The sequence below is a fragment of the Streptomyces viridifaciens genome (assembly GCF_001888885.2).
GTDB classification, from domain to species: Bacteria; Actinomycetota; Actinomycetes; order Streptomycetales; family Streptomycetaceae; genus Kitasatospora; species Kitasatospora aureofaciens.
Window position 1 is genome coordinate 1,692,122 of record NZ_CP090840.1, and the last position, 14,671, is coordinate 1,706,792.

Below are 14,671 nucleotides of genomic sequence, written 5' to 3' on the forward strand. Positions count from 1 at the left end.
GGGAGGACGGCCATGGTGGTCAGTGCCTGGGCCTGTCCCTCGGCTGACCCTCGCGGGCGCGGGGAGGACAACGAGATCGTGGACTACATCCACAGCAAGACCGGCTGACCCCCGCGGGCGCGGGGAGGACCGGCCGACCAGGCCCGGGAGCTGGAGGTGATCCGGCTGACCCCCGCGGGCGCGGGGAGGACCGCCGTCGGGCGTTTACGCAGGTCAGAGCGCGCGGCTGACCCCCGCGGGTGCGGGGAGGAGCGCATGGAGAACACGACGATGTTCCGAGCGATCGGCTGACCCTGCGAGTGCGGGGAGGACGCCAAGCCCCTGCGGGACATGACCGGCGCGACCGGCTGACCCCCGCAGGCGGGGAGGACTCCAGCACAACGGCCCAGGCGGTGGAACCCCGGCTGACCCCGGTAGGCGCGGGGAGGACACGGACGCCAAGACCGTAGTCCTGTTCATCAGCGGCTGACCCCCACAGGCGCGGGAGGTGGTACGGCACGGTCCGCCGGCTCGCCGGCTGACCCCCGCGGGTCCGGGGAGGACCGTGGATCACGAGTTGGGGCCGGTCCCGGGGGCGGCTGACCCCCGCGGGCGCGGGGAGGACGGGCATGACCTCCTGGCGCATTCCTAGCGCCTCGGCTGACCCCCGCGGGCGCGGGGAGGACATCCCCCCGCCGGACGACTGGGAGATCGTGCCCGGCTGACCCCCCGCGGGCGCGGGGAGGACACGGTCACGATCGCGGAACCGATGGACAGAACCGGCTGACCCCCGCGGGTGCGGGGAGGACTGGGCGCCCGCAGCCGAGGGCGTCCTCGCGCTCCGGCTGACCCCCGCGGGCGCGGGGAGGACGAGTTCAAGCACATGCTCGGCGTCGCCACCGACGGCTGACCCCCGCAGGTGCGGGGAGGAGCAGCCGATGGCGAGGCTGACCGCGATGATGACGGGCTGACCCCCGCAGGTGCGGGGAGGAGCCTTCGAGCGCACCTGCCGGAGGCTTCGGCCACGGCTGACCCCCGCAGGTGCGGGGAGGAGGCTTTCTGACCTGCGGCGCAAGCAGCGGCTTTGCTGTTTCTTGACTGGTTGCGCGACGTGGTGTGCTGTTGTGGTGTCAAGGTGCGGGTTCTCATCGTGTCACGGCGCATGGTCGGTGTTTGACGAGTTCGCGGCGGGCCCGTGCTGGTGGGGAGGGCCGACGGGGGACCCCGCAGGCGCGGGACGACCTCCGCGCAGCGGACGCGGCAGGCCCGGAGGGTGAACAGCAGGTCGACGCGCTCGCCGGTGCGGCGGTCGGTGAACTTCGGCTGATCCGGGCGGACGGCCTGCCAGGCATCGACGGCCTGGCAGAGGATCGGGTCGACTGGTTTGGTGAAGGCGGTGCCGGTCTTGTGGGGTGGGATGTCGAGGAGACAGACGGTCTCGCGGGCCAGGATCTGCTGGGAGTCACCGGTGATGGGGGTGCCGTCGTGCTGCAACGGGTGCAGGCCCACCCTCAATCGGGCAATCTCGTTGCTGCGTTGTCCGGATAACCAGGTCAGTGTGACCGCGCAGACCGGCAGCTGACCCCCCGCATGTGCCTTCGCCCATGCCGGTCGCGGTGCGTGTTGGTGGCCAGTTGGAATTCCCCACTGGCGGCCAGTTGGTGGGGAGATATCTGGCCGCCAGTGATCACTCGGCGTTGCGGTTTGAGCAGGGCGGAGGTGCCGGGGTACGGCTTGACCGCTTCGCAGTGGACCTCCGGGTATGACTGGCTAGGCCAGGTCGTCGGGGTCGTGGGTGATCAGGTCACCTGGCTGGCATCGGAGGACGTCGCAGATCCTCGACAGGGTTGAGAAGCGGATGGCCTTGGCCCGCCCGTTCTTGAGCACGGACAGGTTGACGACTGTGATGCCTACTTGCGCGGACAGTTCGGTGAGCGTCATGCCGCGCTCGGCGAGGAGTCGGTCGAGGTGGATCCGGATCGCGTGGAGTTCCTCTTCGGGCATCAGATGGTTCCTTCGAGGTCCTCTCGCATTCGCACGCCCTCGCGCATGATCTTCCCCATGATCACTGCGGCGAGGCCGGCGAGAATGAGCGCCAGCGGTCCGGAGACCGTCGGCCCGGAACCCGCGACCGGCGCCATGCTCCCGACGAGCCAGGACTGAGACCAGCCGGCGACGAGACCGGCCAGCGGCGTGCCGATGGTGACGAACCAGCCGAGGGTGGAGAGCCGTCGTGCCACCGTGTCGGTGAACGGCCCCAGCCGCTGGACGGCCTTGAGCAGCCGTGAGAAGAGCAGCAGCGCGAGGGAGCTGAACAGCAGCCAGGGCAGTTCGCCCCCGAGGTCGGTGGCACGCTGGCCCGCAGAAGGGCTGTCCTGGCAGAGGCGTGCGGCACTGCTGGACGCCTTCACGCCCTTGCCGACCGGCAGGCTGTCCGGCCCCAGCGAGGCATTGCGCCAGAAGTCCGTCTGCACGCAGACCGCCCCGTCATCGAGCATGTGCGTGACCCCCGTGCCGACGAATGCGAGCCCGCAGAGCACCGCCAGCGCAAAGGTCACCGAGGCCAGGGTCCTCGTGAGTCGCGAGTTCATCGCATCCTCCCTATCGATTTTCGATATGCCCAAGGCTAAAGGAGCATATCGATATTCGACAAGTCCATGGCGGTAGGCAGGTGCGGTGACGCAGTACGCCTTGGTTCCCGGTGAGGAAGACGCGCGTTGCGGGCCGCGATGGAGTGCGGTTACGTAGCCACTCCGAACCACCGGGAGATTGCCGCGTTCACCGGAACGACTCCAGGGCTGCTGGCGGCGACCCAGGGTGGCGGTGGACGGCATCGCGTGGGCGGGCCCAGCGTTGGCGAGATGAACCGGACACCACGCCCCACGCAGCACGGGCGCAGGGACGACGTCCACCCTGTGGGGCGCAATCTACGTACCCTCACTGGCTACCGTCCGTGATCCCGGAACTGGCCGTACGTGGGGAATTTGAACTGGCCGCTGTCAGTGCGTCGGCTGACCCCCGCGGGCGCGGGGAGGACTGATCGACCAAATCCTTGAGTCCGACCGACATCGGCTGACCCCCGCGGGCCCGGGGAGGACCTGGACGCCTTCGACGGCGGCGTGCCGCTCGCCGGCTGACCCCCGCGGGCGCGGGGAGGACGCGGCGAGCAGTGCCGGGGCGAGCGCCGGGTACGGCTGACCCCCGCGGGCGCGAGGAGGACTACCCACTGCGCCCTTCTGCGTGGACCTCGAACGGCTGACCCCCGCGGGCGCGAGGAGGACGCCGGTCTGCAAAGCGGGCGCCGGGTCAACTCCGGCTGACCCCCGCGGGTGCGGGGAGGAGTCGATCGGGTAGTTCGAGGTGAACACGGTCGGCGGCTGACCCCCGCAGGTGCGGGGAGGACGCGCTGCCGTCCTTGGGCCGGCTCATCGTCCGCGGCTAACCCCTGCGGGTGCGGGGAGGACTTGCCGAGGTCGGCGGCTTCGAACTGGCCGAACGGCTGACCCCCGCAGGCGCGGGGAGGACACGATCTGTACCGGCACGTCGTCGGCCCACATCGGCTGACCCCCGCGGGTGCGGGGAGGACCTCTCCGATCCGGCCTCCATCGGCTGACCCCGCGCCTGCGGGGAGGAGGACCAGCGCCGGGCCGGCTACTGGCTGGTCGACGGCTGACCCCCGCAGGCGCGGGGAGGACAGCCGGATGCCGATGCCGACCTTGCGGCCGGTCGGCTGACCCCCGCAGGTGCGGGGAGGACCTGGGGTGCCGGCCCTTCAGCCGTGCCGAGATCGGCTGACCCCCGCGGGTGCGGGGAGAGGACTCATCGTTCAGCGCGCGCAGTTCGCGCCCCGCACGGGCGGGGAGGCCGGCTACCCGGGTCCCGAGACCTGGCGCCGCCTCGGCTGACCCCCCCAGGTGCGGGGAAGACATCACGGCCTACGGTGACTCCGGCCCGCTCGACGGCTGACCCCCGCGGGCGCAGGGAGGACGCGTTGGCGAGGTTACGGAACGCGGCCTGAACCGGCTGACTCCCGCGGGCGCGGGGAGGACCTGGAGGCGGAAGAAACCCCGCCGGAAACCGCCGGCTGACCCCCGCGGGCGCAGGGAGGACGCGTTGGCGAGGTTACGGAACGCGGCCTGAACCGGCTGACTCCCGCGGGCGCGGGGAGGACCTGGAGGCGGAAGAAACCCCGCCGGAAATCGCCGGCTGACCCCCGCGGGGGCGGGGAAGACTCCGCCGGCACACCGGGCACGCTCGGCAGCTCCGGCTGACCCCGCGGGCGCAGGGAGGACGTGTACTTCGCGTGGGACGGCCAGGCGGCCGGCGGCTGACCCCCGCGGGCGCGGGAGGACCGGCGCCGTGGCCTGGTCGTCGGCCACTACCACGGCTGAACCCGCCTGCGCCAGGAGGACCCCCTGCTGGTGAGGTTCACGCTGGGCCCGCCCGGCTGACCCCCGCGGGCGCGGGGAGGACCTGGAGGCGGAAGAAACCCCGCCGGAAACCGCCGGCTGACCCCCGCGGGTGCGGGGAGGAAGCCATGGACGGGCGCCCCCTCGCGGCGCTGCTGGGCTGACCCCCGCAGGTGCGGCGAGGAGCGTCCGGCCACGGGTCGGTGTGCTGGAGATTGCGGCTGACCCCGCGGGTGCGGCGAGGAGGTAACAGCGCGGTCGTCCTCGGCCTGGCCGAACGGCTGATCCCCGCTGACGCGGGGAGTAGCGGTTCGGAGCTCGGAACCTCCGGCTCACCCCGGTGTTCACTGGGAGTAGGAGGGGGCAGCGTATCGCCTCAGGGCCGGTGGATGGGGTGCACCCCTCGGGTCGGGCTGTAGCGCAGCCGTCCGACGGGTCCACTGAGGCAGGCACCGTCCGGAGCGAAGACGATGACGTGCCGTCGGTTGATGCGGACGCCACTGGGGGTGTACCACCTCTCGACGGGCGGCAGGTGTCGGAACCAGCTGTGCGGGATCGGCACGGTGTTGAGCAGCCGGTCCCGCTCCTGGGCGCGGCGGGCGTTGCGGACGGAGTCGTCGCGGGCCCGGTAGTACCTGGAGTCCACTTCGTGCAGGCCGCCCTGGTCGTAGCTGTAGTAGAGGCGGGGGCGGCCCGCGCCGGCGGCCTGCTGGCGGAACAGGACGATGACGTCGGTGGTCGGTTCGCCGAGGCGCGAGCGGGCGGCGAGCCCCGCGCTGCCGTCGTCGCCCTGTCCCTCTGCTGAGCCGCTCTTGAGGCGGTCGATGTCGGTGGGGGAGCCGTCGAGGAGGTAGGGCTGGAGGGCTCGGGCGTAGGCGGTGTTCTCGTGGTTGTCGTGTTCGGCGATCCAGGCGTTCCAGGCCTCGGAGAGCAGGGCGCCCATTGGGCTGCCGGCGAAGGGCCCGGGGTTGTAGACGGCTTCGATGAGACGTTCGCTGTCGCGCGGGGTGGACAGGCATGCGATGGGGATGCCGGGGGCGGTGTCGCGGGTCTCCTGGCAGTCCTGGCAGGCCGGCTCGTGGGTGAGGTTGTCGAGCAGGTGGTGGGTGGCGGCCAGGGCGTAGGGGGCGTAGACGTGGCCGTCCGGATTGCCGGGGCCGGTACCGGTCGGCGGGTGGACGAGGGGAAGGCCCGCCTGGTCGGGCTGCCACAGGACGGTCATCCGCGGGGCACGCATCCCGGCCGGGCGACGGGCGTCGTTGGCCGCGTGCCGGTGGAGGCGCCCGCGCCGTTGGATGAGCAGGTCGACGGGGGCGAGGTCGGTGTAGAGGCGGTCGCTGTCCAGATCCAGGGACTGTTCGATCACCTGGGTGGCGATCACGAGCAGGCGGGGCGGCCGGTCGGGGTTGGGGGCCGTCCGGTTCTCGGCCGGGCCGAGGAGCCTGCGGATCCGGCTCTCGATCGGGAGCCGGTCGCGGGAGAGCATCTGGCCGTGGAGGAGGACGATCTCGTCCTTGTGCCAGCCGTGCCTGGGGGCCTCGGTGCAGGTCTGCGCATACAGGTCTTGGGCGGCGTCGACGCGGTTGCGGACGACGGCGATGATGCCTCCGGTGGCGGCCTCGTGCAGGAGGTGGCCAGCGAGGACGACCGGGCCGGGGTCGGGGCGCAGCTCGACCCGGGTATGGAGCTGGGGCGGTGCTTCGTCAGGGGAGGCGTGGGTGAGCTGCCCGTGCCGGTCGACGAGGGTGACGGGGCCACGGGTGTCGGTGGGCTGTGGCGTGGTGCGATGACCGCGGCACCACGCGTGGACCAGCGCCTCACGGGTGGCGCTGGGGAGGGTGGCGGACAGCACGACCACTGAGGCACCCGCGTCGGCGAGCCAGGCGACGGCCGCCTCCAGCAGCCGCTCCTGGAAGAGCTCGTAGGCGTGCCCCTCGTCGATGACCACGGTCTTGTTGGCCAGGCCGAACAGACGCAGGAACCAGTGCTCGGAGCGTTGGGCGGCGAGGGCGATCTGGTCGATCGTGCCGATCCCGAAGGTGGACAGCAGGCCGACGCAGCGCCTGAGGTACCAGGGGTCGAGGACCGCGCGGGTGGAGTGGGCCTCGTCGTCGTGCTCGCAGAGGGTGGGCTCGATGAACGGGATCAGTTCGGTGAAGTCGGTCGGACGGCCTGTCGCGTCACCCGCGTCACCCGCGTCCCCCGCGTCGAGAAGGCGTCCGACGTTCTCGGTCGCCTCGGCCGTGCCGTGGACGATGGCCAGGTTGGCCTCGCCCGGGGTGCCGAACGCCTCGGTCAGGAAGTCAATGTGCTCGACGGCGGCCTGGTCCGTGGCGGCGCGCGAGGGCATCGCCGTGTAGAAGCCGTGGTAGCCGTTGGTACGGGCGAGGTGGTGCGCGTACCAGAGGGCGAGCGCGGTCTTTCCCGATCCGGTGCCGGCTTCGACGATGGCCAGCACCGGCCCCTGCGCCGGGGCGGCGGCCATGGCCGCGTTCTGGAACTGGCGCGGCGTCGGGGTGCGCGGGAACAGCTCCGCCCAGGTCGTGGACTTCGGGCTCCAGGCGTCGAGCCTCAGCGCGGTCAACGCGGCGCGGGCCTGTTTCTTCGACTGCTCCCACCACTGCGCGGCCGATTCGTCGGTCCGGCGGTAGGCGAAGCGCTGCTCGTCGGAGGCGAGCCAGTCCGCGGTGACGACCAGGCCGGCGAATACCGGGAGGGTAGCCGGGCGTTCGAGGGTGGTCCGGTCCGCCAGCAGGGCGAGGTCGACCTCCAGGAGGTCGGCGAGGGCGTCGACGAAGTACCGGTGGAGGTCGTCCCACGCGCCGTCGCGGACCGCGCGTTTGGCCCGCTGCACCGTGTCGGCGCTGGGGATGTGTCCGTGGTGGCCGCCGAGCAGCAGAGCCATCCGGTGCAGGCCGTCGTGCCGCTCGCCGGTGCCGCCGCAGTCCCGGCATGTGCAGCCGAGGAGGCGGGGGAGCTGGAAGGCGGTGATGTGTTCGTGCCGGATCCAGGAGGCCGCGCGGTGGTCCGCGGGGAGGGGGAGCCCCACCTGGTGTGCCAGTCGGAGCCACTTGGCGCCGGCCTCACGCAGGTGTCGACGCGGTGTGCGGGCGAACTGGAGCTGAAAGCAGGCCGAGGCCTTCCCCAAGTCGTGCAGGGCGGCGTAGAACATGGCGTTACGGCGGGCGGTGTCGGCGTCTCCTGCTCCCAGGGCCTCGACCAGGCGGTCGCGGACGGGCCGGGCGAGGTAGCGGTCCCAGAGTTCTCCCGCGCAGGCGGCGACATCGAGCAGGTGGGCGAGGAGAGGGTTCCACGGCGTCCCGCACGTGTCACCACGGAGGTTCAGCTGGTCGGTCTTACCCCAGACCGCGACCCTCGAAACGGTGATTTTCTGAGAATTCGTCACCCGAATGCCTCCCCGGTCAGTAGAGTCTCGATGTGATTGAGCATCAGATCACAAGGAGGTGCCGAGTTTTGATCGAATCCAGAGATCCGCACCGGCCGTGGGATCCCCGTACGGAAGCCTGCCAGGCGGCACTGACAGTGGCTTGGGAAGGGCGGCAGCCTGAGGTGCGACACGTGGGGCTGGTCGACCTCCTGCGCGGCGCGGAGAGTTTCGCTGCACTGGTCGGTTCGACTCCCGGCGAGGAGGTGGCCGTGCTCGAGTACTTGATGGCGATCCTCTACGCGGCCGGCCACGCGCCCGTGGACGCCGATGAGTGGCAGTACTGGGTGGAGACCCGGCAGCCGCTGAGACCTGCGGCGGACTGGTTGGCCGAGCAGCCTGACGACCACTGGGACCTCTTCCACCCCGAGCGCCCGCTCGGGCAGAACGTCCTGCTGGCGCCGTTCATGGCCGAGCACGGGGTGGGCTCCGCGCAGCTCGTCATCGAGCGCGCGGGGGACTACAACCAGTTCTTCGACAAGGTGCACCTGCACAGCCCCGAACCGATGCCGCCCGACGTCGCCTTCCGGGCCATGCTGACCCAGCACGCGTACGGCCTTGGCGGTCGGGCGATGGCTAAGTCGGACTGGCTAGGCCCGCAGCTGACCTACCAGGCCGTCGGACGGCTCGGCACCCGGATCCGCGTGGTGGCCACGGGCCCGACGCTCGGCGACACGCTTCGGCTGAACCTGGCCCCCTGCGAAAGGACGCCCACCGGGGAGAAGCGCACTGGGACCTTCAATTACTCATGGACCGACGGCCGAGCCGGCAGGCGCACCTTCCGGGCCCGCAAGGTGTCGCGGCAGCCGGACGGCCCCGCCGACCTCCACTCCTTCCTCGGACGCTCGATCCTCCTTCGCCCTGTCCTGGTCGACGGCAGGGTCATGGTCGACCGGGTCCTGCAGGCGGCCGGCGAACTGCTCGACCCGCTGCCGCCGATGTACCTCCAGGACGCTGTCCTGGAGAAGACGCGGAAGGACGGGAAGGTCCTGCCCCTGCGTCCCAGCGAGGATCGGGCGCTGTGGCGGGAGTCGCACGCCGTGTACGCGGCCGCGGCCACGGCCTCCCAGGACCTGACCAAGGGAGCGGACCTCTACGACCGACTCGCGCGACTGCGGGACCGCCGCGTGGACCTCGTCGCGGTCGGCCTGATCTCCCGGCAGGCGACGGCCACCGCCTGGGCGTCGGGCACATATCCGTACGTGCCCGGGGAGGAGGACAAGCTGAAGGAGGCCGCTGACGAGGGTCTGGCGATCTGCGAGTACGCCGCCAAGTCCCTCTATACGGCCGCAGTCGCCGCCCGTGACGCGGCCTACCCCAACCCCAAGCCGGCCGACAAGGCCAAGCAGCTCAAGCGCTTCCACGCCGAGCCCGAACTGTGGGCGGGCGCGGCCGACCACTTCTTCGCTCTGATGTCCGAGGTGAGCTGCGGCAACAACCCCGGGGAAGGCCCCCTCGAGGCCTTCGGGACCGAGATCCGGAACCTGACCAAGACCGTCCTCCATGACCGCCTGAGGTCGCTGCCGCCCGACGGGCGCGGCATGAACGCCCGGGCCCAGGCGGAGCAGCGGCTTCGGAAGCGGCTGACCGGTCCGACCTGCCCCGCGTACCTCAAGGAGCCCCCGCGTGCCTGACCCTCAGCAGCTGCCGTTCGACCTCTTCGAGCTCCTGGACTGCGAACCCGTCGCACCCGAGGCGCCCGAACGCACCCCCGGACAGCGCCTCACTAACTGGCTGTGCAGCCTGGTGTGGTCCCACGACTACGGCCGCCTCGCCGACCTGCGTCGCCCCGAGGCCCTGTCGGAACCCCGGCTGCGGGCGGCCTCCTTCAGCCCCGAGGAGGACCACCGGCCGGTCTTCGAGAAGGTCGCCTTCCTCTTCGCCCGCTACCACGCTGGCAAGAGCGTGCCGCAGGCCGGCTTCGGCTCGATGGGCGACGCCCTGCGCCGCATCGGCTCCCCGGCGGGCCGGGGAAAGGACGACCCCGGCGCCAAGCGCCTGCTCGACCGTCTGGTGGCCTCCCGCGAGCTCCCCGTGCGCCACCTGCACCACGCCGTCGAGCGCGCCCGCGCCTGCGAGGTCGCTCCACCCGCCTGGGACCGACTCGCCGAGGACCTGGCCGCGTGGAAGGCGCCCGGCAGGAAGACCCCGTACGGCTGGGCCCGCGACTTCTACACCCCCGAATACCCCGCCAAGAAGAATGGCTGACGACATGACGATCATCCGGACCAGCGCCGTCGCCGAGCGGCTCGACGGCCACCAGTTCCTGTCCCTGCACGCCCTCGAGAGCCTGGTCGCCGTGCTGCCGGTCCGCGACGAGAACGGCATGGCGAAGACCATCCCGTTCGGTGGCGAGACCCGGAACCTGATCACCTCGCAGGCCCGCCGTCGGGCCGAGCGTACCCTCGGCCGCGAGAAGGCCAACGCGGGCGAGGGTGCCCTGGCCAGCTACACCATGGGCATCCGCACCCGCGAATGGGCGCTGCTTACCGCGGAGTCGCTGCGCGGCCTCGGTTGGCAGGAGCAGGACGCCCTGCCCGTTGCCAAGGCCGTCCTGGAGGGCGTGGGCCTCAAGTTCGGCGACAAGGAGCGCACCCGCAACCTCACCAAGGTGTTGCTGTTCGCCCCCGAGGACGCCGGGGCGAAGCTGGCGGGGTTCCTCCACGCCAACCGGGACGAGGTCGTCTCCTGGGTCGGCGAGTTCGAGGAGGCTCGCAAGGCCGCGGAGACGGCCAAGGCCAAGGCCAAGAGCAAGCGGCGCACGGCGGCGGCCGACGAGGACGCCCTGCCCGTCGAGGTCGAGGAGGGCGCCGCCGAGACCGGCATCCCGGCCCTTCCCAAGGCCGTGCGCGCGGCTGTGCTCGCGGCCCTCGCCCCTCGGGACGCCATCGACATCGCCCTCTACGGCCGCTTTCTCGCGGAGATCGCGGACTCGCCGAACGTGGACGGCGCCATCATGACCGGCCCCGCCTTCACCGTGCACGCGGCCGCCCAGATCGACGACTTCTACAGCGCCGCCGACGACTCCAAGATCCGCCGCAAGGCCAACGCCCTGGACTACCTCGACGCCGCCGATGACGCGGGCGCCGGCATGACCGGCTACCAGTCCCTCATCTCCGGCACCTTCTACCGGCACGCCGCCCTCGACCGCGTCCAGCTGCGCGTCAACCTGATGGCCGGCGGAATGAGCGCCGAGAAGGCGGACGAGGCCGCCGTCGCCGCCGAGCGCCAGTTCGTGGAGGCGTTCATCGACGCCATGCCCGCCGCCAAGAAGAACACCACCGCCTCCACCGGCTCCCTGCCCAAGCTGGTCCTCGCCTTCGACGGCAAGCGCCCCTTCAACTACTCCGCCGTCTTCGAGGACCCCATCGACGAGCAGGCCAGCGGCGGTGCCAGCCGCGCCGCCGCCGAGAGGCTCCTGAAGCACCACCGGCTCGTCACCCGCAAGCGCTCCGACATCGCCGGCGGCCGCGTGCTCACCTACGACCTCGGCATCCAGGACCTCCTGGACGAGCTGTCCGCCGCCGGCACGTTGGCCGCTGCCGAGGCCGGCACCGCCGAGGAGCTGACCGCCCCGTGACCCAGCCGTACGTCCTCCTGGCCCGGCTCGCCGGGCCGCTCCAGGCCTGGGGTTTGGTGGCGCGCTTCGACCGGCGCGACACCCACCTCAGGCCCACCAAGTCCGGCTTCATCGGCCTGCTCGCCGCCGCCGCCGGATACTCCCGCGACGAACCGGTCGATCCGCACGACACTGCCAGGCCACTGAAGCCGCTCGACGAACTCCGCTTCGCCGTCCGCGCCGACCGGCCCGGCACCGCCGTGCGCGACCACCACACCGTCGGCGGAGGCAGGTACCCGCTGCGCCCGCGCGACCTGATCACCGACCACCGGCGGGCCCAGCAGGCCTCCACCGCCCTCGAGGCCGCCACCGGGCCGATGTTCGGCACCCTGCCCGCCCGGTCCGTCACCGGCTGGTACGGCGCCCCCAAGGGCATCGCCCCCGACCCGGAGGGCGGTCCCTTGCTCGCCCGCAAGGTCGGGCGCGACCCGATGATCACCAGCCGCAGCTACCTGGCGGACGCCGCGTTCGTCGCCGTCGTCGAGCACACGGACAAGGACTTGCTGGACGAACTGGCCACCGCCCTCGAACAACCCCGGCGCCTGCTGTGGCTCGGGCGCAAGAACTGCCCGCCCGCCGGCGAGATCTCCGGCGGCGTCCACGAGGGCGGTATCGAGGAGGTCCTCGCGCGGACCCGCCTGCTGCCGAACGCCACCGCCGAACGCCCCTGGACGTGGACCGAGGTGCCCCCGGGCACTGCCGGAGCCTCCTCCGTCGCCGACCACCCCGTCAGCTTCCACACCGTGCACCGGTCCTACGCGCCCCGCTGGGAGCGGCGCGTACGCATCGAACCCGGCGAGTCCATCGGATGGGATCACCTGCTGTGACCACTGCCTCCACCGACACCGCCCGCTTCGTGGCCTGCCACAGCATTCTGCACCTGGACGCCACCCACGCCCTGGCGCAGAAAGCGATCCTCGATCCGCACGTCATGCATCGGCTCGTCATGTCCGGCTTCTACGGCTGGACTGAGCCCGGTGAGGCGGACCCGCGAGCCCAGATGGGCATCCTCAACACCTGGACGCTCGACCTGAGGAACAACAGCCTGGTCGTGATCGTGCAGTCGCGCGTCCAGCCCGACTGGTCCTCCATCCCGCGGGCCGCGCTCGCCGACAAGATCGGCCTCCTCCCGGTCGACACCACCGTGCGTACCGGCGACACCTTCGGCTTCCGGATCGTCGTCAACCCCACCCGGGACCGCCAGACCCGCGCCGGTGACGGCACCGTCGTCCGCAAGCGGCTCTCCGACACCACCCCCCGCCACGTCAAGGAGTGGTTCGCCGCCCGGCTCCAGTCCGTCGGCGCCGACCGCGTCGGCCCGGCCGGAGTCCGCCGCATCGGCGCCGACGGCGATCCGGACACCATGGCGATCCGGATGCTTCCCAAGCTCGGCCTGAGCGCCAAGCACCAGGGCGCCAAGATCGGCCGGGCCGAGATCAAGGGCGCCCTGACCGTCACCGACCCGCACGCCTTCACCGACGCCCTCGCCACCGGTGTCGGCCGCGCCCGCTCCTACAGTGCGGGGCTGCTGCTGGTACGGCCTGCGGCGGGCGCGTAGGAACGGCCGCCGGGGCGCGCGTTCGCCGCGCGGCTGGCGGCCGTCGTGCTCCCCGCCTGAGCGGGGGTCAGCCGCTGACCGCCGCGCTGCTGTACGCGGCGGTGGAGTCCTCCCCGCGCGAGCGGGGGTCAGCCGACGGGGTCACCGAATAGGGCGTCGCCGAGCAGGTCCTCCCCGCGCGAGCGGGGGTCAGCCGTCATCGGTCTCGGAATGGTCCACATCTGCGGCGTCCTCCCCGCGCGAGCGGGGGTCAGCCGTTCCACATAGCCACGGTGGCAGCGGCAATGCCGTCCTCCCCGCGCGAGCGGGGGCCAGCCGACGGTGACGGGCGTACCGGAGACGGCACGACCGTCCTCCCCGCGCGAGCGGGGGTCAGCCGAAGGCTTGGCAGGAACAGCAGGCCGAGCGGGAGTCCTCCCCGCGCGAGCGGGGGTCAGCCGCTTTGGAACACCGTCACTGGCGCGATCGGCATGTCCTCCCCGCGCGAGCGGGGGTCAGCCGGTCACGGCCGCGCTGGGGAAGTACCTGTCCGAGTCCTCCCCGCGCGAGCGGGGGTCAGCCGATGTTGCCCGACGACTCCGCCAACGCGATGGCGTCCTCCCCGCGCGAGCGGGGGTCAGCCGACGGACGGCCACCTGCGGCTGACGGCCGACGTGTCCTCCCCGCGCGAGCGGGGGTCAGCCGCGGGTCGTGTCCCTGGAAGACGCGGTCAAGAAGTCCTCCCCACGCGAGCGGGGGTCAGCCGCGTGTACGGCACCACCCTGGCCGGTCTGCTGGGTCCCTCCCCGCGCGAGCGGGGGTCAGCCGTTCACAAAACGACCGCTGCGCCCCGGGCGAAGGTCCTCCCCGCGCGAGCGGGGGTCAGCCGGAGTTCCAAACGTCCTGGAACTCCTTCTTGACGTCCTTCCCGCGCGAGCGGGGGTCAGCCGCTCTACCGTTTCTAAGGGGGTTATGAGTGCTCGTCCTCCCCGCGCGAGCGGGGGTCAGCCGCCGAGCCAGGCCCGCCTCCACCCCACCCACTTGTCCTCCCCGCGCGAGCGGGGGTCAGCCGACGGGGGCGTCGAGCGCGGCCTGGAACGCCGAGTCCTCCCCACGCGAGCGGGGGTCAGCCGCTGTGGGCCCAGCTGGCGAAGCGTTACCCGGCGTCCTCCCCGCGCGAGCGGGAGTCAGCCGCGCGCCAGCCCGGCCATGATGGCGGTGTGTATGTCGTCCCGCGCGAGCGGGGGTCAGCCGGTAACGAACCCCTCGGTCTGTATCGAAAGCCTGTCCTCCCCGAGCGAGCGGGAGTCGCTCCTGCTCTCCGGTCACCCGTATGTCCCGTGGCTCGTCGGCCGCGCGCTCGCGGGGGCTGCTCGGCAAGCGAGCCTCAGGCCCGAAGCGGTGGCGATCGGGCTTCAGCGAGCAGCACGTCACCGCCGATGCCCCGGCCGACTTCCTCGCCGCTGTTGAGCAGCGGGCTGCCGAAATCGGCCGCGCCGCCGAAGCGCTCTACCTGGACGGCACCTCCTACCAGGGCAGTGGCGAGCCGATGCGCTACCTCGACGTCGCCGGCGGCCTGCTCGACTACTACGTCGTCCCGTGCCTGGGAATCGTCGTCGTCTGTCAAGTCACGTCACCGCCGACGCCCTGACCCCGGCATCGGGCCGGGCCAAGGGGAAGTT

At 72.0% G+C, this 14,671-nt stretch carries 10 protein-coding genes and 2 CRISPR repeat arrays; of the genes, 7 read left to right on the top strand and 3 right to left on the bottom strand.

Annotated elements, in window-relative coordinates; translation table 11 throughout:
• Nucleotides 1-759 precede the first annotated feature (759 nt).
• Nucleotides 760-1,033: direct repeats of the CRISPR family, unit length 29 nt; unit sequence CGGCTGACCCCCGCGGGCGCGGGGAGGAC.
• Nucleotides 1,034-1,152: 119 nt separating this feature from the next.
• Nucleotides 1,153-1,527, top strand: a complete 375-nt coding sequence (locus BOQ63_RS07320) for a hypothetical protein (RefSeq protein WP_191093645.1) — start codon at nucleotides 1,153-1,155, stop codon at nucleotides 1,525-1,527.
• A 222-nt stretch (nucleotides 1,528-1,749) separates the two neighbouring features.
• Here BOQ63_RS07320 and BOQ63_RS07325 read toward each other — a convergent pair whose 3' ends face one another.
• From BOQ63_RS07325 to BOQ63_RS07335, 3 genes are all read right to left on the bottom strand, one after another.
• Complete coding sequence (locus BOQ63_RS07325; RefSeq protein WP_072653753.1) at nucleotides 1,750-1,983, bottom strand: helix-turn-helix domain-containing protein; 234 nt, start codon at nucleotides 1,981-1,983, stop codon at nucleotides 1,750-1,752.
• The gene (locus BOQ63_RS07330) at nucleotides 1,983-2,570 is read right to left on the bottom strand and encodes a DUF2975 domain-containing protein (protein WP_072653754.1); all 588 of its coding nucleotides are present in this window, start codon (nucleotides 2,568-2,570) and stop codon (nucleotides 1,983-1,985) included. Before BOQ63_RS07330 ends, BOQ63_RS07325 begins: the two co-directional genes overlap by 1 nt.
• Before the next feature lie 2,194 nt (nucleotides 2,571-4,764).
• Entirely contained in the window at nucleotides 4,765-7,794 is a 3,030-nt protein-coding gene (locus BOQ63_RS07335; RefSeq protein ID WP_072653755.1) for a CRISPR-associated helicase/endonuclease Cas3, read from the bottom strand.
• Between the two features lie 173 nt (nucleotides 7,795-7,967).
• Between BOQ63_RS07335 and BOQ63_RS07340 the strand changes: the two genes are divergently transcribed.
• The 6 genes from BOQ63_RS07340 (at nucleotide 7,968) to BOQ63_RS07365 (ending at nucleotide 14,640) form a co-directional block, all read left to right on the top strand.
• Complete coding sequence (locus BOQ63_RS07340; protein WP_072653756.1) at nucleotides 7,968-9,467, top strand: type I-E CRISPR-associated protein Cse1/CasA; 1,500 nt, start codon at nucleotides 7,968-7,970, stop codon at nucleotides 9,465-9,467.
• A complete protein-coding gene (gene casB / locus BOQ63_RS07345; RefSeq protein ID WP_079183456.1) occupies nucleotides 9,460-10,041 on the top strand; it encodes a type I-E CRISPR-associated protein Cse2/CasB in 582 nt (193 codons plus the stop codon). The genes BOQ63_RS07340 and casB overlap by 8 nt, the downstream gene beginning before the upstream one ends.
• Before the next feature lie 4 nt (nucleotides 10,042-10,045).
• Complete coding sequence (locus tag BOQ63_RS07350) at nucleotides 10,046-11,413, top strand: type I-E CRISPR-associated protein Cas7/Cse4/CasC (RefSeq protein WP_072653757.1); 1,368 nt, start codon at nucleotides 10,046-10,048, stop codon at nucleotides 11,411-11,413.
• Nucleotides 11,410-12,279 carry a type I-E CRISPR-associated protein Cas5/CasD gene (cas5e, locus tag BOQ63_RS07355; RefSeq protein ID WP_072653758.1) on the top strand — a complete coding sequence of 290 codons (870 nt, stop codon included), beginning with the start codon at nucleotides 11,410-11,412 and terminating at the stop codon, nucleotides 12,277-12,279. The genes BOQ63_RS07350 and cas5e overlap by 4 nt, the downstream gene beginning before the upstream one ends.
• On the top strand, nucleotides 12,276-13,010 hold the full coding sequence (gene cas6e / locus BOQ63_RS07360) for a type I-E CRISPR-associated protein Cas6/Cse3/CasE (RefSeq protein WP_223886208.1): 735 nt from the start codon (nucleotides 12,276-12,278) through the stop codon (nucleotides 13,008-13,010). The genes cas5e and cas6e overlap by 4 nt, the downstream gene beginning before the upstream one ends.
• 45 nt (nucleotides 13,011-13,055) lie before the next feature.
• Nucleotides 13,056-14,243: direct repeats of the CRISPR family, unit length 29 nt; unit sequence GTCCTCCCCGCGCGAGCGGGGGTCAGCCG.
• A gap of 79 nt (nucleotides 14,244-14,322) precedes the next feature.
• Entirely contained in the window at nucleotides 14,323-14,640 is a 318-nt protein-coding gene (locus tag BOQ63_RS07365; RefSeq protein WP_223886209.1) for a hypothetical protein, read from the top strand.
• Nucleotides 14,641-14,671: the final 31 nt, after the last annotated feature.

What these genes read in the sequence shown, in the direction of transcription:
- BOQ63_RS07350 (WP_072653757.1), top strand. Translation starts at nt 10,046, where the DNA reads ATGACGATCATCCGGACCAGCGCCGTCGCCGAGCGGCTCGACGGCCAC.
- BOQ63_RS07365 (WP_223886209.1), top strand. Translation starts at nt 14,323, where the DNA reads ATGTCCCGTGGCTCGTCGGCCGCGCGCTCGCGGGGGCTGCTCGGCAAG.
- BOQ63_RS07325 (WP_072653753.1), bottom strand. Translation starts at nt 1,983, where the DNA reads ATGCCCGAAGAGGAACTCCACGCGATCCGGATCCACCTCGACCGACTC.
- BOQ63_RS07330 (WP_072653754.1), bottom strand. Translation starts at nt 2,570, where the DNA reads ATGAACTCGCGACTCACGAGGACCCTGGCCTCGGTGACCTTTGCGCTG.